Origin of the sequence: Pseudomonas sp. S5F11 (assembly GCF_019641515.1) — a bacterium.
Lineage (GTDB): Bacteria > Pseudomonadota > Gammaproteobacteria > Pseudomonadales > Pseudomonadaceae > Aquipseudomonas > Aquipseudomonas rhodesiae.
This window is the reverse complement of sequence record NZ_JAIFJZ010000001.1, coordinates 349,499-373,908: the sequence shown is the minus strand read 5'-3', so window position 1 is coordinate 373,908 and position 24,410 is coordinate 349,499. Positions and strand designations below refer to the sequence as shown.

Below are 24,410 nucleotides of genomic sequence, written 5' to 3'. Positions count from 1 at the left end.
TTTCATTGTCATCAGGAATTTTTCTATGCCAGCCAGCGCCCATGTCAGCCCCGACGAGATCCGCAAGGGTTTTTCCAAGGCCATGTCCGAGATGTACCGCGCTGAAGTCCCGCTGTATGGCGCGCTGATGGAGCTGGTGGCGCAGGTCAACGCGCAGACGCTGGAGGCTGATCCGCGGCTGGCACAGCACCTGCAGCGCACCGGCGAGATGCAACGCCTGGATATGGAACGCCACGGCGCGATTCGCCTGGGCACGGCTGCCGAGCTGGCAACCATCCGCCGTTTGTTCGCGGTTATGGGCATGCAGCCGGTGGGTTATTACGACCTGACGCCGGCGGGCGTGCCGGTGCACTCCACGGCATTTCGTGCGGTGCATGAAAGCGCGCTGCAAGCCAGCCCGTTCCGCGTGTTCACCTCGCTGCTGCGCCTGGAACTGATCGAAAATCCCGACCTGCGCGCCTTCGCCGAAAACGCCTTGGCCAAGCGCTCGATCTTCACCCCGAGCGCCCTGGCGCTGATCGAACAAGCGGAGCGAGACGGTGGCCTAAATGTCGAGGATGCCGATGAATTTATCCGACAGGCCCTGGAAACCTTCCGCTGGCACCACACCGCGACCGTCAACGCCGCACAGTACCAGCAACTCAGCGACCAACACCGCCTGATCGCCGACGTGGTGGCCTTCAAAGGCCCGCATATCAACCATCTCACTCCGCGCACGCTGGACATCGACCAGGTACAAGCGGCCATGCCCGGCAAAGGCATCACACCCAAGGCCGTCATCGAAGGCCCGCCACCCCGCCAGTGCCCGATCCTGCTGCGCCAGACCAGCTTCAAAGCCCTCGACGAACCCATCGCGTTCACCGACGCCCAAGGCAGCCACAGCGCACGTTTCGGCGAAATCGAGCAACGCGGCGTCGCACTCACGCCCAAGGGCCGCGCGCTGTATGACCGACTGCTGAACGCCGCCCGCGATGAACTGGGGGCGTTCCCCAACGAGGCGAACGCCGGGCGCTATGGTCAACTGATGGCGCACCATTTCCAGGCCTTCCCCGACACCTACACGCAACTACGCGAACAGGGCCTGGCCTACTTCCGCTACTTCGCCACTGCCCAAGGCCTGGCCGCACGCGGCAACCCCGCACAACCCCGCACCCTGCCGGAGCTGATCGACGCAGGCCATATCGATGTGGAACCGCTGGTGTACGAGGACTTCCTGCCGGTCAGCGCGGCGGGGATCTTCCAGTCGAACCTGGGGGACGCTGCGCAAAGCCACTACGCAGCCAACTCAAACCAGGCTGAATTCGAAAAAGCCCTCGGCAGCCCGACGATTGATGAATTGAAGTTGTATGGGGAGACACAACAGCGGTCGGTGGATGAGTGTATGCGGGCGTTGTTGGAATAATCGCTGCCTTTCAAACACTTCGGGACAAACGATGTAGGAGCGAGCGTGCTCGCTCCTTGGTTCTGCTCAGCCCAACTGCGCCACAATCTTATCTTTGACCAACAAGCGTTTTTTCTTCAGTTTCTCCACGTCTTCATCGCTGGCACTTGCTCCTTCGGCCTTTACCACTTCCGCGTCGGCGACGTCGTATTGGTCGAGCAGCGAATCCAGGCGTTTGTCACTTGCCCTGCGTTCGTGAACGGCCTCCTTGCTCAATCCCAAATCCTGATACAGGTCGTGTTTCACTGGCATGGCGTACCTCCGCATGTTGATCGATGGCTTACGACCTTGAAGCTAGACCATTCTCACGGGCTTTGTCATGTCCTGGGTGAATCTTGCCCCGTTCGTCGCGGCAGGTGAGATGAGATCAAACCTTTTACGACGCCCTGCCCTCCACTGCAGATCGCAACCCGAGGGAGACCGGTTCATGACTCATCCAGCCACTGCTGTCGACACTCAATGCATCAACACCCTGCGTACCCTGGCGATGGATGCCGTGCAGAAGGCCAATTCCGGCCATCCCGGCACGCCCATGGGCCTGGCGCCGGTGGGGTATACGCTGTGGAGCCGATTTTTGCGCTACCACCCGGAGCAGCCTGATTGGCCTAACCGAGATCGCTTTGTGTTGTCGGTGGGGCATGCCTCGATGCTGTTGTATTCGCTACTGCACTTGGCCGGCGTGGTGGAGGTTGATGCCCACGGTCAGCGCACCGGCCAGCCGGCGATCAGCCTGGACGATATCAAGCAGTTCCGCCAAGCCGACTCGAAGACGCCGGGGCACCCGGAATACCGCATGACCACCGGTGTCGAGACCACGACCGGCCCGCTGGGCCAGGGGTGCGCCAATAGCGTCGGCATGGCCATGGCCGAGCGTTGGCTGGCTGAGCGTTTCAACCGCGACGGCCAGGTGCTGTTCGATTACAACGTCTACACCCTGTGCGGCGACGGCGACATGATGGAAGGCATCAGCAGCGAGGCCGCATCCATGGCCGGCCACCTGAAGCTGGATAACCTGTGCTGGATCTACGACAACAACACCATCAGCATCGAAGGCCATACTGAGCTGGCGTTCAGCGAGGACGTGATCAAGCGCTTCCAGGCCTATGGCTGGCACACGCTGCATGTCACCGACGCCAACGATCTGGGCGCCTTGAGCCAGGCGCTGCAAGCGTTTCAGGCCAATACCGGAGCGCCCACCCTGATCGTGGTCGACAGCGTGATCGGCTATGGCTCGCCCCATAAGCACAACACCGCCGCTGCCCATGGCGAACCCTTGGGCGATGAAGAAATCCGCCTGACCAAGGCCGCCTATGGCTGGCCCGAGGATGCCCAGTTCCTGGTGCCCGATGCCGCACGCACGGCATTGCGCGATGCGCTGTATGAGCGGGCCGAACCGTTGTTCCAACAATGGAATCAGACCCTGGCCAGCCTGGACCCACACCGTGCCGACGAACTGCGGCGCATGCGCGCCGGCGAGATGCCTGCGCACTGGCAAGACGAATTGCCAACCTTTGAAACGGACGCCAAGGGCGTCGCCAGCCGCGCTTCCGGTGGCGAAGTACTGAATGCCTTCGCCCAACAAATCCCCTGGCTGCTTGGCGGTTCGGCGGACCTGTCGCCGTCGACCAAGACCAACCTCACGTTCGACGGCGCCGGGCGTTTCAGCGCCGACGACTACAGCGGGCGCAACCTGCATTTCGGCATCCGCGAGCACGCCATGGGCGCGATCGCCAACGGTCTGGCGCTTTCTTACCTGCGGCCCTACACCTCCACCTTTCTGGTGTTCAGCGACTACATGAAGCCGCCGATCCGCCTGGCGGCAATCATGGAGCTGCCGGTGGTGTTCGTGTTTACCCATGACTCGATCGGCGTAGGTGAAGACGGGCCGACGCACCAGCCCATCGAACACCTCACCCAGCTGCGCGCCACCCCAGGGCTGTTGACCCTGCGCCCGGGCGACGCCAATGAAACCCTGGAATTATGGCGGGTCGCCCTGGCACAGACCCACCGGCCCAGCTGCCTGGTGTTGTCGCGCCAACCGTTGCCGACGCTTGACCGCACCCGCTATGCCGCGGCCTGTGGTGCGGCCAAGGGCGCCTATGTGCTGGCGGCGGCTGACCAGCCTGAGGTGATCCTGATAGCCACCGGCAGCGAGGTCAGCCTGGCCGTGGCCGCCTATGAACAGCTCAAGGCTGAAGGGATTGCCGCGCAGGTGGTGTCGATGCCCAGCTGGGAGCTGTTTGAAGACCAGGATCAGGCCTACCGCGACAGCGTATTGCCGCCTGCCGTGAAGGCGCGCGTGGTGATCGAACAGGCCGGCCCTCTGGGTTGGGACCGTTACGTCGGCCAGACTGGCGCCAAAGTGGTGATGAACAGCTTCGGCGCCTCGGCTCCATTGGCCAAATTGCAGGAGAAGTTCGGGTTCACGGTTGAGCATGTGGTGAAACAGGCCAAGGCTCAGATCGACCTTAACCAGCACTGATCAAAACCTGTGGGAGGGGGCTTGCCCCCTCCTACCTTTGGCCCCCATCACTTATTAGATCATCGCCTTGGCAAGGAACGGCGCAGTCCGGCTCTTTTTGCTTTTGGCCACCTTCTGCGGCGTGCCGCAGACCACCACGTTGCCGCCCAGATCACCGGCTCCCGGGCCGATATCGATCACCCAGTCGCTCTGGGCCACCACGCGCATTTCATGTTCCACCACAACCACCGTGTGCCCCGCGTCCACTAGTTGATTGAGCTGGCTGAGCAAGCGGTCGACGTCCCGTGGGTGCAGGCCGGTGGTGGGTTCATCCAATACATACAAGGTGGCGCCACGGGCATTGCGTTGCAGCTCGGTGGCCAATTTGATGCGCTGCGCTTCGCCGCCGGACAGCTCCGTCGCCGGTTGGCCCAGGCGCAGGTAACCCAGGCCGATATCCCGCAACACCTCCAGCGAACGCAGCACGCCCGGCTGTTCGGCAAACACCTCCACCGCCTGGTTCACCGTCAGCCCCAGCACCTGGGCGATGCTCATGCCTTGCCACTTCACCGCCAGGGTTTCGGGGTTGTAGCGCGCGCCATGGCAGGTTGGGCACGGTGCGTAGACGCTGGGCATAAACAGCAACTCGACGCTGACAAAGCCTTCGCCCTCGCAGTTGGGGCAGCGGCCCTTGGCGACGTTGAACGAGAATTGCCCGGCATCGTAGCCGCGCTTCTTCGCCGCTGGCGTGGCGGCAAACAGTTTGCGCACGTTGTCGAACAGGCCGGTGTAGGTTGCCAGATTGGAACGCGGCGTGCGGCCGATGGGTTTCTGATCCACCTGCACCAAACGCCGGATATGTTCCAGCCCAGCGCCGATACGTCCGCCGCTTGCTTGCGGCGCGTCATCTTCCAGGCTTGGTTCCTCGTCGCTTTCCACCATGCGCCCAAGGCCACTGCCCACCAGTTCGAGCAGTGCCTGGCTGACCAGGCTGGACTTGCCTGAACCGGAAACCCCGGTGACGGCGGTAAAGCAGCCCAGCGGAAAATCCACCTGCAAATCTTTAAGGTTATTGCGCGTTACGCCCTCCAGCGTCAGCCAGGCGCTAGGCTCACGACGCGCGGCAGTGGCCGGACGCGGTGCGGCGAACAGGTACTCGCGGGTCTGCGACGCCTGCACCTCGGCCAGGCCGGCGGGCGGCCCGCTGTACAGCACTTGCCCGCCCTGCTCGCCGGCAGCCGGGCCGACATCGATCAGCCAATCGGCGCGGCGCATGGTTTCCAGGTCGTGCTCGACTACAAACAACGAATTGCCCGCCGCCTTCAACCGCTCCAGCGCGGTAAACAAGGCTTCGCCATCGGCCGGATGCAGGCCAGCCGATGGTTCGTCCAGCACATAAATCACGCCAAACAATTGCGAGCCCAACTGAGTGGCCAGGCGCAAACGCTGCAATTCGCCGGACGACAAAGTCGGCGTGCTGCGTTCCAGGGACAGGTAGCCCAAACCCAGTTCGATCAGTGTATTAACGCGTTCCAGCAGATCCTCAGCGATACGCTGCGCCGCCAGACGCTTTTCCACCGACAGTTTCATGCGGTCTTCGCCCGCCGCCACCGGTCGCAGCAACTCGGCCAGCTGCGTCAACGACAGCTGGGACAACTCGCCGATGTCCACCCCGGCAAATTTCACCGACAACGCCGCTCGGGTCAGGCGTTTGCCCTCGCACAGCGGGCAAGGGCTGCCCTGCATAAACTGCGAGACGCGCTTTTTCATCAGCGCGCTCTGAGTGTGGCTGAAGGTGTGCAGGATATAGCGCCGCGCACCGCTGAACGTGCCTTGGTAACTGGGTTCCAACTTGCGCTTGAGCGCCTCGCGGGTCTGCTCCGGGGTGAAACCGGCATACACCGGCACCGTTGGGGTTTCTTCGGTGAAGAGAATCCAATCGCGCTGTTTTTTCGGCAGGTCGCGCCACGGAATATCCACGTCATAGCCCAGCGTCACCAGGATGTCGCGCAGGTTCTGGCCCTGCCACGCCAACGGCCAGGACGCCACCGCGCGCTGGCGGATGCTCAGGGACGGATCGGGCACCATCAGCGCCTCCGTTACCTCATACACGCGGCCCAGCCCATGGCATTGCGGGCACGCGCCCTGGGGCAGGTTCGGCGAGAAATCCTCGGCATACAGCATGGCCTGCCCCGCCGGGTATTGACCGGCGCGGGAATACAGCATGCGAATCAGGCTCGACAGGGTGGTCACACTGCCCACCGATGAGCGTGCGCTCGGCGTGCCGCGCTGCTGTTGCAGGGCCACCGCCGGCGGCAGGCCTTCGATGCTGTCCACATCCGGCACGCCCACCTGATCGATCAAGCGCCGCGCATACGGCGCCACCGATTCGAAATAGCGACGCTGAGCCTCGGCATACACCGTAGAAAACGCCAGGGACGATTTGCCCGAGCCGGACACGCCGGTGAACACCACCAGGGCATCGCGCGGGATGTCCACATCAACGTTGCGCAAGTTGTGTTCGCGAGCGCCGCGCACGCGCACAAAGCCAGCGGCCTGGGCCGTGAGCGGCGGGAGGTTGCGTTGTGAGGTCATGGTCAACCTTATCGAGCGGTGAGCACGCTGCGCACCCGTTGCGTCAAGGCTTCGGGGCTGTAGGGCTTACTCAGCAGATGAATGTCGGGGGTCAGCAGATGGTTGTTGGAGAGGATGTCGCGGGTGTGGCCGGAGGTGAACAGTACCGGCACCGGCGGAATTTGCACCCGCGCCCACTCGGCCAGGTCGGTGCTTTTGACCCGGCCCGGCATCACCACATCGGTGAAAATCAGCTCCGGTTGCAGGCCCGCTTGCAGCTGGCGCATGGCCTGGTCGCCATCTTCGGCGGTGAGCACGGTGTAGCCCGATTGTTCGAGCACCTCCACCACGGTCAGGCGCACGCCCTCGTTGTCTTCCACCACCAGGATGGTTTCCCGGCCACACTCAGAGACCACCGGCTCGGCCGGCACCTCCAGGCACTCCTCGCCCAGGCTGCGCGGAAAATACAGCTTCACCACGGTGCCCTTGCCCTCTTCGCTGCACACATCCACATGGCCGCCACTCTGACGCACAAAGCCGAACACCATACTCAGGCCCAGGCCCGTGCCGTGGCCATCACGCTTGGTGGTGAAGAAGGGTTCGAACACTTTGGACTGGATGGCCGGCGACATGCCCACCCCGGTATCGGCCACGGACAGACGCACGTATTCGCCAGGGTTGACGCTTTTGCCCACGCAATCGTCGGGGTTGAGGATGATGTTTTCGCCGCTGATGCGAATCACACCCTCGCCTTTCATGGCGTCCCGGGCATTGATCGCCAGGTTGAGCAAGGCGTTTTCCAACTGGTGACGGTCGACGTGGATGCACCAGGGGTCGCGGGGCAATTGCACGTCGATATGAATGGTTTCGCCCAAGGCGCGTTGCAGCAGTTCACCCAGGGTTTCGTAAATACGCAGCGGGTTGTACACCGCTGGCGACAGCGGCTGGCGCCGGGCAAACGCCAGCAATTGGGCCGACAGCTTGGCGCCACGGTCCACGGCGGCAATCGCGGCGCTGACCCGGCGTTGCACATGCTCATTGTGCGGCTCATGCCGCGCCAGCAAATGCAGGTTGCCGGAGATCACTTGCAGCAGGTTGTTGAAGTCGTGGGCCACGCCGCCGGTGAGGCCGCCAATGGCTTCCAGTTTTTGCGACTGGCGCAACTGGTCCTCGGCGGCGGAACGCGCCTGCACTTCGGCGGCCACCCGCTGTTCCAGGTTGTGCGTGAGTTCTTGGCGCACCTGCTCGGACTTCACTAGTTCGGTGGTCTCCACCACAATCGCCAACACCCCGGCCGGTTGCTGGTCATCACCGGCGACGGGGCTGTAGTACAGATCGAGCCACACGGTCTCCGGCAGGCCGTTGCGCAACAGCACCAGGTCTTTATTGTTGAACGATAAGGTGCCGCCAGCCAGGCAGGTGTCCACCACATGCCGATTGAAATCCGCCACTTCCGGCCAACCCAGCTCCACCGGCGTGCCCAATAGATAAGGGTGACGTCCACCGGCAAAAGCCGAGTAACTGTCGTTGTAAATCATGTAGCCCGCTCGCCCCCACAGCATCACCATCGGCACCGGAGACGCCAGCATCATTTGCACGGTGCAGGCCAGGCTGGTGGACCATCGATCGATCGGTCCAAGGTCAGTGGTTGACCAGTCGAATGCGCGAATACGCTGGGCCATTTCACCGGCCCAACCTTCACAGCCGTGTGGGTTGGATAAAAATTGCATCGTTCGGCTCTGCGCAGAGAAAGGACGGTCGCAACAGTTGGAGCGCACCGGGGGCGGATCGTTTCATTTGCATACGTTAGGGGCAATTCGCCGCATATGCTACTGGGCTCAACGAAAATCCCGGCTGCGCACATCCATGCCATCGAGCAAGGCGGACAGATCGGTCAACCGCCCGGCGATCAGGTGCCGCACCTCGCCTACCGCTTCCCAGCGGCCATCGACTTTGAGCAGGCGCGAGCCGACCAGCGCTAGGCGCTGACGTTCGGCAAGGTCGCGCCAGACCACCACGTTCAGGTTGCCGAACTCATCTTCCAGGGTCACGAAGGTCACCCCGCTGGCGGTGCCGGGCCGTTGTCGCCCGGTAACCAGCCCGGCAACGCTGACATTGCGCCCATGCTCCACCGCCATCAGCTCGCGGGAGCTGCGGCAGCGTCGTTGACGCAACTCGGCGCGCAGCAGCGCCAGTGGATGCGGGCCGAGGGTGGTGCCCAGGGTGGCATAGTCGGCGTGCAGGTCTTCGCTGACCGTGGGCGCAGGTAAGACCACCGCGTCTTCGTCGGGGCTGGGCAGGCCGGCAAACAATCCCAGTTGCTTGTGCACGCCTGCCACCTCCCAGCGTGCGCGGTGGCGATTGCCGGCCAGGGCACGCAAGGCGCCGGCATCGGCGAGCAGGGCCTGGGCTCGTGAGTCCAGCGCGGCGCGACGGTCCAGGTCGGCGATGTCGCTGAATATTTGCTGCCGGCGCGCCGCTTCGATGCGCCGGGCATCCTCTTCACGAAACCCCGATATCAGGCGCAAGCCCATGCGAATCGCCGGTTGCGCGCCGTCGATGGGTTCCAGGCTGCAATCCCAGTCGCTGGCCTGCACATCCACCGGGCGAATCTGCAAGCGATGGCGCCGCGCGTCCTGCAGGATCTGGTCCGGGCTGTAGAACCCCATGGGCCAACTATTAATCAGCGCGCACGCGAACGCCGCCGGTTCATGGCACTTGAGCCAGCAACTGGCGTAGGTCAGCAAGGCAAAACTGGCCGCATGGGACTCGGGGAAACCGTAGCTGCCAAACCCCTTGATCTGCTCGAAGATCTGCGCGGCGAATGCCTCGGTGTAGCCGTTTTTTAGCATGCCATCGCGCAACCGCTCGCGATGGGGCTCAAGGCCGCCGTGGCGTTTCCAGGCGGCCATGGAACGGCGCAACTGGTCGGCCTCGCCGGGGCTGTAGTCGGCGGCCACCATAGCGATCTGCATCACTTGCTCCTGGAACAGCGGGATGCCCAGGGTGCGTTGCAACACGGTTTTCAGTTCGGGCGACGGGTAAGTCGTCGGTTCTTCATGGTTACGCCGCCGCAGGTACGGATGCACCATGCCGCCCTGGATCGGCCCGGGCCGCACAATGGCGACCTCGATTACCAGGTCATAAAAGACCTTGGGCCTGAGCCTTGGCAGCATGGCCATCTGTGCCCGCGACTCGATCTGGAACACGCCAATGGTGTCGGCCTTGCTGATCATGGCGTAGGTGGCCGGGTCGTCCTTGGGAATGCTGGCCAGCGACAGGTCGCGACCGCGATGCTGGCGCAGCAAATCGAAGCAACGGCGGATCGCACTGAGCATGCCCAAGGCAAGGATATCCACTTTGAGCAGGCCCACCGCGTCAAGGTCGTCCTTGTCCCACTGGATAATCGTACGCTCGGCCATGGCGGCGTTTTCCACCGGCACCAGGGTGTCCAGCGGGTACTCGGAAATCACGAACCCACCGGGGTGCTGGGACAGATGCCGAGGGAAGCCGATCAGCTGCTGGGTCAAGGTCAGCACCCGATGCAGGATCGGCGTATGCGGGTCGAAGCCTGCTTCGCGCAGGCGCTCCAGGGGCGGTGCGTCGTCACTCCAGCGCCCGCAGCAATCGGCCAGGGCGTTGATCTGATCCGGCGGCAACCCCAAGGCCTTGGCCACGTCACGCACCGCGCCGGCAGCGTGATAAGTGCTGACCACCGCGGTCAGCGCCGCGCGGTGGCGGCCGTAGCGCTGGAATACGTATTGCAGCACTTCTTCGCGGCGTTCGTGTTCGAAGTCCACGTCGATATCCGGCGGCTCGTTGCGCTCCTTGGATAAAAACCGCTCGAACAACAGGTTTGTCAGGCTCGGGTCGATCTCGGTGATGCCCAGGGCAAAGCACACCGCCGAATTGGCCGCCGAGCCACGGCCCTGGCACAGGATCGAACGGCTGCGGGCGAAGCGCACAATGTCATGCACCGTGAGGAAATAGCTTTCGTAGCCCAGATCGCTGATCAGCCCCAATTCGTGGTCGATCTGCATTGACGTCTTGGCCTCGACGCCGTGGGGCCAGCGCCGCGCCATGCCTTCTTCGGTGACGGCGCGCAGCCAGGTTTTAGCGGTATGCCCCTCGGGCACCAATTCACGCGGGTAGTGATAGCGCAACTGGTCGAGGTCGAAGGTGCAACGACGCGCGATGGCCAGGCTTTCGTCGAGCAGCGCTTGCGGGTACAGCGCGCCGAGGGCGTCAAGGCTGCGCAAGTGCCGCTCGCCGTTGGGGTGCAGGCGCGTGCCGGCCTCAGCCACGCTGACGTGATGACGGATGGCAGTCATGGTGTCTTGCAAAGCGCGGCGCCCACGTACGTGCATATGCACATCGCCACAAGCCACCGCTGGTATTTGCAGACTGGCGGCCAGGTTCAGGCGTTGCTGCAAGTGGCGCGCATCGTCCTGCCCGCAATGCAGATGCACCGCCAACCACAGGCGTTCGGCGAAGGTCTCACGCAGCCATTGGATCGACGCCTGGGTGTCATCGTCAGCCGCCACCCACAACGCCAGTAGGCCGGGCATCGGTTGATCGAAATCGTCTTGCAGCAGGCGATAACGGCCCTTTTCGGCGCGGCGGCGGGCCACGGTGATCAACCGGCACAGGTGCTGGTAGCCGCTGAGGTCTTGCACCAGCAGCACCAGTTTCGGGCCGTTTTCCAGGCGCACTTCGCTGCCGATGATCAGCGGCAGTTCCACCGCCTTGGCCGCCTGCCAGGCGCGCACGATGCCCGCCAGGCTGCACTCATCGGTGATTCCCAGGGCGCTGTAGCCTTGGGCCTTGGCCCTTTCGAACAACTCCAGGGCACTGGATGCACCGCGCTGAAAACTGAAGTTGGACAGGCAATGCAGCTCGGCGTAGCTCATGCAAACCAGCCTTGCAGCCACAAGCCATCGCTCTGCCCCACGTTGCGGAAAGCCCAGCCGCGTTGGCCGGTGCGGGTCTGCACCAAGTAATAATCGCGACGGATATCGGCGCCGTCCCACCAGCCGGATTCGATACGCTCCGGGCCCATCAGGATATGCACGCCCTGCTCGGCCAATGGGCTCGGTTGCGGCAGCAGCCAGCCGGGGCGCTGCACCTTGTTCAAGCCTTGGCAGGCACGCGGGTCCGCTGCCGCTTGCCAGGCACACTCCGGGCGATGATCGGCATGAAAGCGCAGGCCCTGCACAGCGTCATCCCCCAGGCGCGCGCGCAGGCGTTCGCGCAATTGCTCCCAGGGCAGGGTTTGTTGCGGGCGCTCGTCGAACAGGTCCTGACGCTGCGGCACAAACACCGGCAGGTCTTCGGCCAGCAGGCGAAGGCTGCGCACCGGGGCGCTGACTTGCACCTGCTCCAGGCGCCCGCGCGCCAGTTCGAACAGCATGCCCGGTTCGCGCTCGGCACTGAGCAGGCCGACTTTGATCACGCTGTCGGCAGCCTGGGCATGTTCCAGATGCAGATCGAAACGCTGCACGCCACTGTCGCGACCGCAGAGGAATGCGGACAGATCGGCGGTCAAACGGCGCAAAGGGAATAGCAACGCCTGATGGGAATGCACGTCGAAGTTCAGTTCGATGCGCACGTCAAACCGGTCGGGTGGCTGGTAGAAGTCCAGAGCCAACGGGCGCTGGCCGCTCAAGGCATCCAGGTGCTGGAGCAGACCGGCGTCAAACCGCCGCGCCAGGGTGTGCCGAGGCAAGGCCTGCACGTGGGCCAGGGTACGCAGGCCCATGCGCGATAACGCGGTAGCCGCCTGCGGCTCCAGGCCGGCGCGGTCGATGGGCAGCGGGGCCAGGGCCTGCTGTAAAGCGGCGTCATCGGCCACGGCCAGACCATCATAGAGATTGGCCAACACCCGCGCCGCCGCCGGGTTGGGTGCGGCGACAATGCGGTGGCGAAAGCCCAATTCAGTCAACTCCTTGCGCAGGCGCGCTTCGAACAGCGGCCAGGGCCCGAACAGCCCCAGGCTCGATTCGATTTCAAACAGCAAGGCGCGGGGGTAATACACGCTGACCTGAGAACTGAAACGGTAGGCCCAGGCCGCCAGGAATTGCTGCCAACGCTCAATCTGCACGGGGTCGTATTCGGCGCTGGCAAAGGTCTTGACCAGCGCATGGGCCGCCGTCAGGGACTGGCCAGGCCGTAAGCCCAACGCACGCGCGGCGGCATTGACGGTTTGCAGGACGCGCCGCTGCGGCGTACCGGCGAGCAGGGCCAAGGGCGCATCCGGCTCGGGATGCAGGCGCTGCACCCCGTCCAGCGCCAATTGCGGGAAGACAATACACACCCAGCGCATGGCAAGCTCAGTGCCCGGCCAACGCAATCGGCGCCGGATGGGCCAGCCCGCCGCGACACTTGAGCACGCGCACCTGGGCGGGCCTGGCCTCGACGGCCAGGCGCAACGCGGCAGGCGATGGGTTGATTGCTTCACTCAGGGCACGCCAGGCAAAAGCCAGGGTCTGGCCGGTTTCGGCCGCCACCTGCAAGCGGCGCAAGGCACGGTCATCGGCCTTGTGCGGCCAGCACAACACGGCGCCGCAACTGCCGGAACGCAGGCACTGTTCCACAGCCCACAGCACGTCGCGCTCCTCGGCCTGCACCACTGAGAGCTGACGCACGTCCACCCCGGCGTTCTGCCAGGCATGGGGGTACGGCGTGTAGGGCGGCGCCACCAGCACAATGCGCTCCCCCGCCGCCGATAAGCGCGCCAGGGTCGGCAGCACCAGTTGCAATTCGCCCACGCCGTCCTTGGCCATCAGGATTTCACTCAAGGCCGACGCCGGCCAACCGCCGCTGGGCAGCACCGCATCCAGCGCCGCCAGCCCGGTGGGATGCAGGCTGGCCGGTGGCGCGGCGGGCCGGCCCTTCCAGACGCGGCCACCATTGAACAGCGCGTCCAGGGCAACCACGGCGCCCATCAGCCTTGCCTCACCAGGCCGCAGAACACCCCTTCGATGGCCAGGTCCTGGTCGGGGCCCACCACAATGGGTTGGTACGCGGGGTTGCGGGGCAGCAGACGCACCGTGTCGGCGTTGCGTTCAAAACGTTTGATGGTGACTTCGCCGTCCAGGCGCGCCACCACGATCTGCCCATTCAAAGCCTCGGCACTGCGCCGCACGCCCACCAGGTCGCCGTCAAGGATGCCGTCTTCGATCATCGAGTCGCCCTGCACCCGTAGCAGGTAATCCGGTGTTTTCGCGAAGGTAGCCGGGTCCAGTTGCAGGCGGCTGTGCACTTCGGCATCGGCGCCAATCGGCAGACCGGCGGCCACACGGCCAAGCACAGGCACATCCAGCCATTCGGGTCGCGCCGGCTGATTGAGCAGGCGAATACCACGGGCTTGGTTGGGGTTGACCTCGATAAAACCGGCTTCGGTCAGCGCCAGCACATGCTTGCGCGCCACGCTGCGCGAGGCAAAACCGAACGCCTCGGCGATCTCGGCGAGGCTGGGGGGCTGGCCTTGCTGCGCGATGCGGTCGCGGATAAAGGTCAGGATGGCGGTACGGCGGGGGGTCAGGGTCGTCATGGAGTACATTTGTACTCCTGTGGGAAATTTCTGACAATAGCCGTCAGTCGGGGTTGCGTTGACCCAGCGAAAAGTTGATCAAGCAGGTAAGGGAATAGTCCGCAGCGGTCGCACCGACTTGTAGGAGAAGCTCGAATAGATCTCTTTGACGCACGGCAACGTCTGTAGCACCTCGCGGGCAAATTCGCCGAACGACTCCAGATCCTTGGCCACCACCTCCAGCAAGAAGTCATAGCGCCCCGACACGTTATGGCAGGCCACGATTTCCGGAATATCCAGCAGCCGCTGTTCAAAAGCGCGGGCAATCTCCTGGGTGTGACTCTCCATCATGATGCTGACAAATGCCGTCACCCCATACCCCAGCGCCTTGGGCGACAGGATCGCCTGGTAACCGCTGATTACCCCGCTTTCCTCCAGGTTTCGTACCCGGCGCCAGCATGGCGAGGTGGTTAGCGACACACGCTCGGCCAGTTCGGCCACCGTGAGACGGGCATTGCTTTGCAGGGCGTTTAACAAGGCTTTATCGGTACGATCGAGGTGAGTGGGCATAGCGTGCCTCTAAACGTTATTTTTATTGGCTTTTCATCCCCTGATACGGGATTTGGCAGCAAACTTGGCAAAGTTCGGCCGCGATTTCGAGCATAGCATTGTAGGAAACAAGGAGCGCCCGACATGCACAATAAACACAAGACATTCGGCTTTTCCACACGCGCCATCCATCACGGCTATGACCCCAAAGACCATCACGGCGCCCTGGTGCCGCCGATCTATCTGTCCGCCACCTTTGCCTTTCCCACCGCCGAATACGGCGCTGCCTGTTTTGCCGGTGAGGCCAACGGACATTTCTATACGCGCATTTCCAACCCCACCCTCGCGCTGCTGGAATCGCGCATGGCCAGCCTGGAGAACGGCGAGGCGGCGGTGGCGTTCAGTTCCGGCATGGGCGCAATCGCCGCGACGTTCTGGACGCTGTTGCGGCCCGGCGATGAGGTGATCGTCAGCCAGACCCTTTACGGCTGCACCTTCGCCCTGCTGCACCACGGCATCGGTGAATTCGGCATCAAGGTGCGCCACGTCGACCTGACCGACCTGGCTGCGCTGCAGGCCGCGCTCAGCCCTGCCACGCGCATGATCTACTGCGAAACCCCGGCCAACCCCACCCTGCAACTGGTGGACATCGCCGCCGTGGCCGCCCTCGCCCACCAGCAGCCGAATGTGACCGTGGTGGTCGACAACACCTACTGCACTCCCTACCTGCAACGCCCCCTCGATCTCGGTGCCGACGTGGTGGTGCATTCGGCCACCAAGTACCTCAGCGGCCACGGCGATATCACCGCCGGCATTGCCGTGAGCAACCAGGCCCTGGCCCAGCGCATTCGCCTGCAAGGCCTCAAGGACTTGACCGGCGCAGTGATGTCGCCACAGGACGCGGCCTTGCTGATGCGCGGTCTCAAAACGCTGGGCCTGCGCATGGACCGCCATTGCAGTAATGCCCAAGCCGTGGCCGAAGCCTTGCAGGCCCATCCCGCCGTCGAGCACGTTACCTACCCCGGCCTGCCGTCTTTCCCACAGTACGCATTGGCAAAACGACAGATGGGTCAGGCCGGCGGCATGCTGGCCTTCGAGCTAAAAGGCGGCATCGACAGCGGCCGGCGCTTTATGAACGCCCTGCAATTGTTTACCCGCGCGGTCAGCCTGGGGGATGCCGAATCGCTGGCCCAACACCCGGCGAGCATGACCCATTCCACCTACACCCCGCAGGAACGCGCGCAGCACGGTATCAGCGAAGGTCTGGTGCGGTTGTCGGTCGGGTTGGAGGATGTGGCCGACCTGCTGGCGGATGTGCACCAGGCGTTGGCCAAGTGCATGCGCGTGGCGCCGCGTGCCAAGGCGATGGCGACCCACGCCGCGAGATAACGGCGCAGGCCTGACGCGGGGCAAGCCCGCCCATACAAGACATCACGTGGCATTGAGCCGGTCTCAAACCCTCGGTGCCATATACTCGGCAATCCGCGCCCGTAACCAGCGCTCCGCCGGATCATTGTCGTGCACCCCGCTCCAGACCATCGACAACTCCGCCGCATCAATCGCAAACGGCGGGTCCTCGGCGCGCAGGGTAGTGCCCTCGGTCAAAGCGCATGCCGCGTAGTCCGGCACAGTGGCGATGATCTGCGTGCCCGCCAGCAACGCCCGCAACCCGCTGAATTGCGGCACCGCCAGTACCACCCGCCGGGCGCGGCCGATGCGCGCCAGGTCCAGGTCGATATTGCCGCTCAAGTCCCCGGAGAACGACACCATTGCATGGGGGCGCTGGCAGTAATCATCCAGGCTCAGCGGCGCCACGCCGTCATCGCCGCGCAGCACTTTGCACGGTATATCCCGCAGCTTCTTGCGCTTGGCGTTCGCCGGCAATTCGGTGGTGTAGCTCACGCCTACGGAAATCTCGCCACTGGCCAGCAGCGACGACATCAACAGGTAATTGGCCCGGCGGACCACCACGATGATCCCCGGCGCTTCTTCGCGCAGTTGGCTAAGCAACGGCGGAAACAGGCCGAACTCGGCGTCATCGGACAAACCGATGCGGAACACCGCGCAGCTGGTGGATGGGTCGAAATCCTTGGCGCGGCTAACCGCGCCGGAAATGGTGTCCATGGCCGGTTGCAGCTCCTTGAGTATCGCCACTGCCCGTGGCGTGGGCTCCATGCCCCGTCCGTTGCGCAGCAGCAACGGGTCGTCGAACAGATCGCGCAAACGCCCCAGCGCTGCGCTTACCGCCGGTTGGCCCATAAACAGTTTTTCAGCGACTCGGGTCAGGTTCTTTTCGAACATCAAGGCTTCGAAAATCACCAGCAGGTTCATGTCGACGCGGCGCAGGTCGTTGCGGTTCATGGCGCTATCCAGACGGTTATCAGGCCGCCAGCTAAGCACGTAGCAGCGGCATCGGGATTGCACGCCTGTGCTGTCTTTTTCGCCAGGAAAAACCGCCTCACCTGGCAAAATTAACAACGATTAACTCGTCAGGCACAGGCACCGGCGCCAAGAATGCAGCCGTCTACACTGCATCCATTCACCGGGAACGCTCCCATCGACTGCGGATACCTGTCATGGCCCGACTTGAGTACTGTGCGCCTCGCTTGCCCGCCACTGGCGGCCTGTGCCCTCGGCGCGAACGCATCGCCAAACAACTGATCCTGGCCAACCTCGGCGAAAGCCTGACCATCGCCGAGCTGGCCCAGGCCTGCGCCCTGTCGCGCAGCCATTTTTCTCGCGCTTTCAAGTGCAGCACCGGGCTGTCGCCCCAGGAATGGATCCGCCAACAGCGCATCCAGCGTGCCAAGGAGCTGATCACCACGTCCTCCCTGAGCCTCACGCAGATCAGCCTGGAGTGCGGGTTCTGCGACCAGGCGCACTTCTGCCACATGTTTACCCGCAGTGAAGGGGTCAACCCAATGACCTGGCGAAATCACCAACTGCGTCACAAGCCCCATGTGATCGCCGCCTAGTGATCCAAACACGCCTGGCCTATGCTGGCCGCCTACCGTTCCCAGAGCATGGCCACCCATGAACGACCTCCGCGATCAGGCCGTGCAGTTCGGCCCCTACCGTATCCACCCGCGCCAACGCCTGGTGCTGGAGGCCGGTCGGCCGCTACGCCTGGGGCGGCGCGCGGTGGATATCCTGCTGATCCTGCTGGAGCAGGCCGGCAACGTGGTGAGCAAGCAGGAGCTGATCGCGCGGGTGTGGCCGACAAGCGTGGTGGAGGACGGCAACCTGCGGGTGCATATGGCGGCCTTGCGTAAAGCGTTGGGCGATGGCCAGGCCGGGCAGCGCTATATCGTCACCGTGGCCCAGCGCGGCTACAGTTTTGTTGCGCCATTGAGCATCGAACCGATGAGCCTACCCAGCGACGGTGCGCCTCAACGCCCGTGCCACAACCTGCCCCTGCGCCGCACTCGCATGATCGGGCGCCAGGCCTTGATCGACCGCCTGGTGCAACAACTGCCCACGCAACGCTTTATCACCCTGACCGGCGCCGGCGGCATCGGTAAAACCACCGTCGCCCTGCGTGTGGCGGAATTGCTGATCGGCCACTACCGCGACGGCATTCACCTGCTGGACCTGGCGCCGCTGAGCACGCCATCGATGATCCTGCCCAACCTCGCCGCCCTGCTCGACCTGGCGCCGGTCGAACAAGGGCCGCTGGTGGCTTTCGCGCGCAGCTTGCAGGAGCGCCAGTTGCTGCTGGTGATCGACAACTGCGAACACCTGCTGGACGACATCGCACTGATCAGCGAAACCTTGCTGCGCCACGCGCCCCACCTGCACATCCTGGCCACCAGTCGCGAAGCGTTGCGCGCTGAGGGCGAATCGGTGCAACGCCTGGAGCCGCTGGCCTGCCCTCCCGCCTCCGGCAATCGTGCCCAGGCCCTGGGTTACCCGGCCTTGCAACTGTTGATCGAGCGGGCCATGGCCCATCAGGACAGCTTTGAACTGAGCGACACCGAGCTGCCCCTGGCCATCGATATCTGCCAGCGCCTTGATGGGATTCCCCTGGCCATTGAACTGGCGGCGGCGCAGATCGAGCGTTTCGGCCTGTCGGGATTGCTGGCGCAAATCAACGATAACGTGCGCCTGCTCAACCGTGGCCAGCGCAGTGACCTGCCCCGTCATCAGACCCTGCGCGCAACCCTGGACTGGAGCTTCAACCTGCTCAGTGCCGGCGAGCAAATCTGCCTGCGCCGTCTAGCGGTGTTTCGCGGCGGCTTCAGCCTCGCCAGCGCGACGGCGGTGATTGCCGGCGCAGCGCTCGCCCCGGCCGAGGTACCCGGCTCGATCAGCCAACTGGTGGGCAAATCCCTGCTGAACGTAGAACCCAGCGATGACGATATGGTGTATCGCCTGCTGGACATCACCCGCACCTACGCCCTGGAAAAACTCAGCCTCGCCGGCGAGCTGGACGCCACCCGCGAACGTCACGCGGCGCGTTGCCTGGCGCTGATGGAACAGGCACAGGCCGATTGGTCGCTACTCGCGACCCAGCCGTGGATCGACCGCTACGCCCCGCTGCGCGAAGACATCCGCGCGGCACTGGACTGGGGCCTCGGCACGGGCGGAGCGTCGGCGCTGGCGATCAAGTTGACGGTCAGCGCCATGCCGCTGTGGCAGGAACTGTCGCTGCTGCGCGAACACGCTTTGTACGTGGGCAAGGCCCTGGCCCTGATGGACAAGGCCCAAGCGCCCTGCCCGCGCCTGGCGATGCAGCTGCAACTGGCCTTGGGCAGCCTGGTTTATCACGCAGTCGGCGGCGCAGCCCAGAGCGGCACGGCATTCGCCGAAGCCGCGCGCCTGGCCGAGCAGAGCCAGGACCTGGGCGGCCAGTTGCGCGCGATCTCCGGGCAAATGGCGGTCGACCTCTGTGGCGGGCGCTATGACCAGGCGCGGGCCCAGAGCGTGCAGTTCGATCGCCTCGATCCGCGCACCGATCCGTTGCTGGGCTTGAGCAATCAGCGCCTGCAGGTGCTGGCCCAGCATTTCACTGGCGACCAGGTCCTGGCCCGCCAGAATGCCGAACAGCTGATCCAGCGCATGGCCCACAGCGGCCACTTGAACCGGTTCGCCCACGGCATCGGCATACAGTACGACCAGAATGTTGCTTCATTGACCGTCCTGGCGCGCATCCTATGGCTGCAGGGTTACCCCGAACGCGCCTGGCGCACCGCCAGCCAGGCATTGGAACTGGCCGTGCAGGTCAACCACGGCACCTCGATCTGCTACACCCTGGCCCTGGCCGGCGTGGTGATCGCACGCTACAACGGCGACCAGACGGCAGCGCAGCACCTGCAAGCGCTATTGCTGGAACAGTCGCATAAACATGGGGTGCATTTGTTCCAGACCTGGGCCGGGCATTACTCCGGCATCATGGAACGCAGCGACCTGCAAGGTCTGGGGCTGATCGAAGACATTCTGGTCACGCTCGGCGCCTGCCCGGTCGATGCACAGAACGCCGCGCGTGCACGCACGGGGGCCGCCGGTTGGTGCGCGCCGGAACTATTGCGGGTAACCGCCGAGCAGATGTTGGGCCAGGGCGATATGTTGGCTGCCGAGCCCCTGCTGCGCGAAGCCCTCGACCTGGCCAACACCCAAGGCGCCCTGGCCTGGGAACTGCGCAGCGCCGCATCGATGGCACGGTTGTGGCAAAGCCTGGGCCGCGCGGATGCCGCCCGCGACCTGCTCAAAGGCGTGTACGAACGGTTTAGCGAAGGGTTCGCCACGCCGGATCTAGTCGACGCTCGCCGCCTGCTCGACCAGTTGCAGGACAAACGGCCGGCCTGAACCCAGCCCCAGGTAATGCCCATAGCCCTGCTGCAAACGTTGCACTTGCCGTGGGTCGCGCAACTGCATCAGGGCATAGTTGCGCAGGCAATTGAGCAGGCGGTAACGCGGCAATCCGGGACCAGGCTCCACGCTGAGCAGCGAGACATTCACCAAGCGTGTCAGCAGGTACGCCAGGTCGGCATGCTCCAGTTCGGTGCCGGCCACCAACGCGCTCAACGTCGGCAAGTTCACCGCGTGCTTGAACAGCCCCAATTGCAGGAACAACCAGCGCTCCGGCAGGCTCAGGCGCTGGTAGGTCCAATCCAGGGCTGCCGCGAGGGACTGATGCCGCTCAACCGCCGTGCGGCGCCCCCGAGTCAAGACCTGTAAGCCCTTGCACAGCTGCGCCTGCACGCCACGCATGCCCAGCGCGTCGACCTGCGCCGCCGCCAGCTCCAGTGCCAGGGGAATGCCGTCGAGGCGCCGCACGATATCGCGCAGCGGCGCCAGATCCTGAAGACGCAACTCAAAGCCTTGCTGCCCGGCCCGCGCGCGCGCCACGAACAGCTGCACCGCCGGGCAGGCCAACGCCTGTTCGACACTGGCCAGTGCCGCCGGTGCGGGCACCGCCAGGCGCGGTACGCGCAGCACCCATTCGCCGGGAAGGTGCAGCGGTTCACGGCTGCTGATCAGCACGCTGACCCGGGGCGCAAGTTCACGCAATACGCGCAGCCACTGCCGGCACGCGACCAATAGCAGGTCAACGCCGTCGAGCACCAACAGCAACTGGCGCGACGCCAAGTGCCGTCCCAGCTCATGGGCGCTGCTCCCGGCTTGCAGCTGCAGCACCGCGGCCACCTGCTCCAGCATCGCCTTCGGCGTCTGCACCGTGGCCAGGTCGACCCACCATACGCCGTCGCGATAGCGCGGCAAGACCCGCTCGGCCAGGGCCAATGCCAGGGTGCTCTTACCCACCCCGGCGCAACCCGTGAGGGTCATCAGGCGTTGGCCGGACAGGCGCCGCACCAGCACGCCTAATACTTCGTCACGGCCTATCACCGGCGTCAGCCGAGCAACCAGGTTATGGCACGGCGTCGCCACCGAAGGCAGTGCGCCGTGCACCGGTGCCGCGAAGCAATAGCCGCGATGAGGATCATTGAGGATGTAGCGTTGCCCATCGAACGCCCGGCGCAACGCGGCGATGTGCACACGCAGGTTATTCTCCTCCACCACGCTGCACGGCCAGACGCGCTCGATCAAGGTCGCCTTGTCGATGAATTGTCCCGGCGCTTCGAGCAGCACCGCGAGGATGTCCAGCGCGCGCCCGCCAAGCGGCACCGGCCAACCCGCCTTGCTGACCAGGCGTTGCTGGCGGTGAAAGACATAAGCACCAAAGCGCAGTGTGCCATCAGCGTCCATCGACTGAGGGTTGTTCATGTCTCGTCATCGCGCTGAAACACCCGTTCTTGGGCGTTCGCGCATCCTTTTCCATGGGCTTGGCGTTATCTTGCCAGTTGGCAATGACAGGACAATGCTGGCACAGGGAGCGATACGGACAATCCGGTGCGCTAGACGGACATGGTGTCGTTAACTGAACTGTTGTCGGTATTGGGTCGGGGTCAGGCCGAGTTTTTCACTGAAGAGAAAGCGCATATGCCGCACGCTGCCGAAACCGGCGTGGAATGCCACGGTCTTGAGCGGCAGCTCGGTGGTTTCCAACAAGTGCCGCGCGCGGTCGATGCGCGCACCTTGCAGAAAGGCCATGGGCGTCATCTGCACATCCTTGGCGAACAACCGCGCAAAGTGGCGCGCGCTCATATCCACCAGAGCGGCCATGGATTCGACGGTGAAGGACTGTTCAAGATTGGCCAGAACATGGTTCTGCACTCGGGTGATCGGGGTTTCCTGGGGCGCCACGGCCGAGGTCATCGGGCTGAACTGAGCCTGGCCGCCCTGACGCTTCATCACCACCAGCAGCACCTTGGCCACTTCCACGGCCACCTGTTTGCCGTGGTCCTGAGCCACCACCGACAACGCCAGGTCGATGCCCGCGGTGACCCCGCCGGAAGTGATCAGGCGCCCGTCCTGCAAGTAGATGCGATCGGTCTCCACGATAGCCTTGGGGAACGCCTTGATCAGTCGCTCGGTGTAGTGCCAGTGAGTGGTGACGCGATGACCGTCCAGCAGCCCGGCGTACCCCAGCACAAAGGCGCCGGTGCAGATCGAACCGAAGCGCCGCGCCCGTGGCACCGCCGCCCTGAGCCACGGCAGCAACGCCGGGTGGCACTCGTTGTAGGCGCCAGGGCCGCCGGGCACCAGCAACAGGTCATAAGCGTCCAGGGCCTGCTCCAGCAACAGGTCGGCCTGCACCATCACCCCATTGGAGGCGCGCAACGGGCCAGACTCGGTGCCCAGGGTGAGGATTCGATAATGCTGCGCAGGGGGCAGGTAGCGATTGGCAATGGAGAACACTTCGAGCGGCCCGGCCATGTCGAGCAGGAGGAAGTCCGGGAACAGCGCCATGGCCACGGTTTTCATTGTGCGGAGGGTCCATAGAGAAGAAGGCGGCGCTCATTATTGCACGCTCGCAACTGTCAACCGCAAGTGGACAGTTATTCAGTTTTCATCTTCTTAATGAATTAAAAGACAACCAGTAACCTTCTCCTCAACGCCAGCGCACTGCATGTCGCAGACCGCGCTCACTTGAGGACAAAGACCATGCTGACCCTACGCAAAGCATCCGAACGCGGCGCCGCCAATCATGGTTGGTTGAAGTCGTTCCACACCTTCTCGTTCGCCAACTACTGGAACCCCGCCGAGCAGGGTTTTTCCGACCTGCTGGTGATCAACGATGACCGCGTCGCCGCCGGCAAAGGCTTCGGCCAGCACCCGCACCGCGATATGGAGATTTTCTCCTATGTGCTCGAAGGCGCCCTGGAGCACAAGGACACCTTGGGCACCGGCTCGGTGATCCGCCCCGGCGATGTGCAACTGATGAGCGCCGGCAGCGGCGTGGCCCACAGCGAGTTCAACCACAGCCAGACCCGAGGCGTGCACTTCCTGCAGATCTGGATCGTGCCCTCGGTGGCCGGCGCAGAGCCGCGCTATCAGCAAGAGCACTTCAGCGAAGCGCAAAAACGCGGACGCTTGCAGTTGATCATCTCGCCGGACGGCGCCGACGGTTCCCTCAGCGTGCGCCAGGACGCACGGGTCTACGCCGGGCTGTTCAACGCCGAGGAAACCGCGACGCTGGACCTGCCACCGGCGCGGCATGTGTACATCCATGTGGCTCGCGGCAGCGTTGAGGTCAACGGCCAGCGCCTGGAACAAGGCGACGGCGCCCGGGTGCGGGATGAGCGCCAGATTCGCCTGAGCCAGGGCGAGGACGCCGAGGTGTTGGTGTTCGACCTGCGACCTCAGGAACTGCCGCAGATGCCATGACCGACCGCGCGGTGGCCCGGGAAACCGGGCCATCGCTGGCGTCGATAGTCACCATCAGCCCAATGAAGTTCTCTTAAAAAAAGCAACGCGTAACATCCAACCCATACACAGCAACACCCCAACTTAATGACTCGGAGCACACTCTCATGAAACGCCAACTCTTGCTTAGCCTTGCTTTCTCGGTACTCGCTGCCAATGCATTCGCTCACCCCGTGGTCGCCGAAGGCGGCGCGGATCGCCTGATGGAAAACCGTGTCGCCGAAGGTGGCGCCGACCGTTTACAGGAACGTGGCCTGGCTGAAGGCGGTGCGGATCGTTTGCAGGAACGCGCTCTGGCCGAAGGCGGTGCGGATCGCTTGCAGGAACGCGCTCTGGCCGAAGGCGGTGCGGATCGCTTGCAGGAACGTGCTCTGGCCGAAGGCGGTGCGGATCGTTTGCAGGAACGCGCTCTGGCTGAAGGCGGTGCGGATCGTTTGCAGGAACGCGCTATGGCTGAAGGCGGTGCGGATCGTTTGCAGGAACGTGCTCTGGCCGAAGGCGGTGCGGATCGTTTGCTGGACAACCACGCTTAACCCCCTCGCTGTTTGCGAGGCACCCCAAACCGGCCTGATCAGCCGGTTTTTTTT

18 protein-coding genes are annotated in these 24,410 nt (G+C 64.0%); 7 read left to right on the top strand and 11 right to left on the bottom strand.

From position 1 onward, the window contains the following. Positions 1 to 25 precede the first annotated feature (25 nt). On the top strand, positions 26 to 1,402 hold the full coding sequence (locus K1567_RS01755) for a VOC family protein (RefSeq protein WP_169867700.1): 1,377 nt from the start codon (positions 26 to 28) through the stop codon (positions 1,400 to 1,402). A gap of 66 nt (positions 1,403 to 1,468) precedes the next feature. On the opposite strand, the gene K1567_RS01750 is transcribed toward K1567_RS01755, so the two are convergent. Then, positions 1,469 to 1,693: a DUF465 domain-containing protein gene (locus tag K1567_RS01750; protein ID WP_034098345.1), complete on the bottom strand. Its 225-nt coding sequence runs from the start codon at positions 1,691 to 1,693 to the stop codon at positions 1,469 to 1,471. Between the two features lie 175 nt (positions 1,694 to 1,868). Here K1567_RS01750 and tkt point away from each other — a divergent pair, with 175 nt between their 5' ends. Then, positions 1,869 to 3,923, top strand: coding sequence for a transketolase (gene tkt, locus K1567_RS01745; protein WP_220698039.1), 2,055 nt, complete (start codon positions 1,869 to 1,871; stop codon positions 3,921 to 3,923). Between the two features lie 54 nt (positions 3,924 to 3,977). Here the strand turns inward: tkt and uvrA are convergent, their stop codons facing one another. From uvrA to K1567_RS01710, 7 genes are all read right to left on the bottom strand, one after another. Beyond that, complete coding sequence (gene uvrA / locus K1567_RS01740) at positions 3,978 to 6,497, bottom strand: excinuclease ABC subunit UvrA (RefSeq protein ID WP_184336623.1); 2,520 nt, start codon at positions 6,495 to 6,497, stop codon at positions 3,978 to 3,980. Positions 6,498 to 6,505: 8 nt separating this feature from the next. Further along, on the bottom strand, positions 6,506 to 8,206 hold the full coding sequence (locus tag K1567_RS01735) for an ATP-binding protein (protein WP_034113989.1): 1,701 nt from the start codon (positions 8,204 to 8,206) through the stop codon (positions 6,506 to 6,508). Positions 8,207 to 8,314: 108 nt separating this feature from the next. Further along, positions 8,315 to 11,386, bottom strand: a complete 3,072-nt coding sequence (locus K1567_RS01730) for an error-prone DNA polymerase (RefSeq protein ID WP_259444979.1) — start codon at positions 11,384 to 11,386, stop codon at positions 8,315 to 8,317. After that, positions 11,383 to 12,798, bottom strand: a complete 1,416-nt coding sequence (locus K1567_RS01725) for a DNA polymerase Y family protein (RefSeq protein ID WP_220698037.1) — start codon at positions 12,796 to 12,798, stop codon at positions 11,383 to 11,385. Before K1567_RS01725 ends, K1567_RS01730 begins: the two co-directional genes overlap by 4 nt. Positions 12,799 to 12,805: 7 nt before the next feature. Further along, positions 12,806 to 13,420 carry a translesion DNA synthesis-associated protein ImuA gene (gene imuA / locus K1567_RS01720; RefSeq protein WP_034098357.1) on the bottom strand — a complete coding sequence of 205 codons (615 nt, stop codon included), beginning with the start codon at positions 13,418 to 13,420 and terminating at the stop codon, positions 12,806 to 12,808. Next, complete coding sequence (gene lexA, locus K1567_RS01715; protein WP_034098359.1) at positions 13,420 to 14,037, bottom strand: transcriptional repressor LexA; 618 nt, start codon at positions 14,035 to 14,037, stop codon at positions 13,420 to 13,422. Before lexA ends, imuA begins: the two co-directional genes overlap by 1 nt. 69 nt (positions 14,038 to 14,106) lie before the next feature. Beyond that, the gene (locus K1567_RS01710) at positions 14,107 to 14,577 is read right to left on the bottom strand and encodes an Lrp/AsnC family transcriptional regulator (protein WP_034098361.1); all 471 of its coding nucleotides are present in this window, start codon (positions 14,575 to 14,577) and stop codon (positions 14,107 to 14,109) included. A gap of 123 nt (positions 14,578 to 14,700) precedes the next feature. Between K1567_RS01710 and K1567_RS01705 the strand changes: the two genes are divergently transcribed. Then, positions 14,701 to 15,945: a methionine gamma-lyase gene (locus K1567_RS01705; RefSeq protein WP_034098362.1), complete on the top strand. Its 1,245-nt coding sequence runs from the start codon at positions 14,701 to 14,703 to the stop codon at positions 15,943 to 15,945. A 63-nt stretch (positions 15,946 to 16,008) separates the two neighbouring features. On the opposite strand, the gene K1567_RS01700 is transcribed toward K1567_RS01705, so the two are convergent. Continuing rightward, the gene (locus tag K1567_RS01700) at positions 16,009 to 16,917 is read right to left on the bottom strand and encodes a LysR family transcriptional regulator (RefSeq protein WP_034098364.1); all 909 of its coding nucleotides are present in this window, start codon (positions 16,915 to 16,917) and stop codon (positions 16,009 to 16,011) included. A gap of 215 nt (positions 16,918 to 17,132) precedes the next feature. Between K1567_RS01700 and K1567_RS01695 the strand changes: the two genes are divergently transcribed. Further along, positions 17,133 to 17,531 (top strand): helix-turn-helix domain-containing protein, encoded by a 399-nt coding sequence (locus K1567_RS01695; protein WP_034098366.1) that lies wholly within the window; start codon positions 17,133 to 17,135, stop codon positions 17,529 to 17,531. Between the two features lie 58 nt (positions 17,532 to 17,589). Then, positions 17,590 to 20,361, top strand: a complete 2,772-nt coding sequence (locus K1567_RS01690; RefSeq protein WP_220698036.1) for a winged helix-turn-helix domain-containing protein — start codon at positions 17,590 to 17,592, stop codon at positions 20,359 to 20,361. Here K1567_RS01690 and K1567_RS01685 read toward each other — a convergent pair. Further along, positions 20,308 to 21,780 (bottom strand): winged helix-turn-helix domain-containing protein, encoded by a 1,473-nt coding sequence (locus K1567_RS01685; protein WP_034098370.1) that lies wholly within the window; start codon positions 21,778 to 21,780, stop codon positions 20,308 to 20,310. The genes K1567_RS01690 and K1567_RS01685 overlap by 54 nt on opposite strands. Before the next feature lie 150 nt (positions 21,781 to 21,930). Then, a complete protein-coding gene (locus tag K1567_RS01680; RefSeq protein WP_047881808.1) occupies positions 21,931 to 22,881 on the bottom strand; it encodes a GlxA family transcriptional regulator in 951 nt (316 codons plus the stop codon). Between the two features lie 180 nt (positions 22,882 to 23,061). On the opposite strand from K1567_RS01680, the gene K1567_RS01675 reads away from it, so the two are divergent. Together K1567_RS01675 and K1567_RS01670 are read left to right on the top strand one after the other, a co-directional pair. After that, positions 23,062 to 23,784: a pirin family protein gene (locus K1567_RS01675; RefSeq protein ID WP_184336619.1), complete on the top strand. Its 723-nt coding sequence runs from the start codon at positions 23,062 to 23,064 to the stop codon at positions 23,782 to 23,784. Between the two features lie 146 nt (positions 23,785 to 23,930). Then, positions 23,931 to 24,356: a hypothetical protein gene (locus K1567_RS01670; protein ID WP_220698035.1), complete on the top strand. Its 426-nt coding sequence runs from the start codon at positions 23,931 to 23,933 to the stop codon at positions 24,354 to 24,356. Positions 24,357 to 24,410 lie beyond the last annotated feature (54 nt).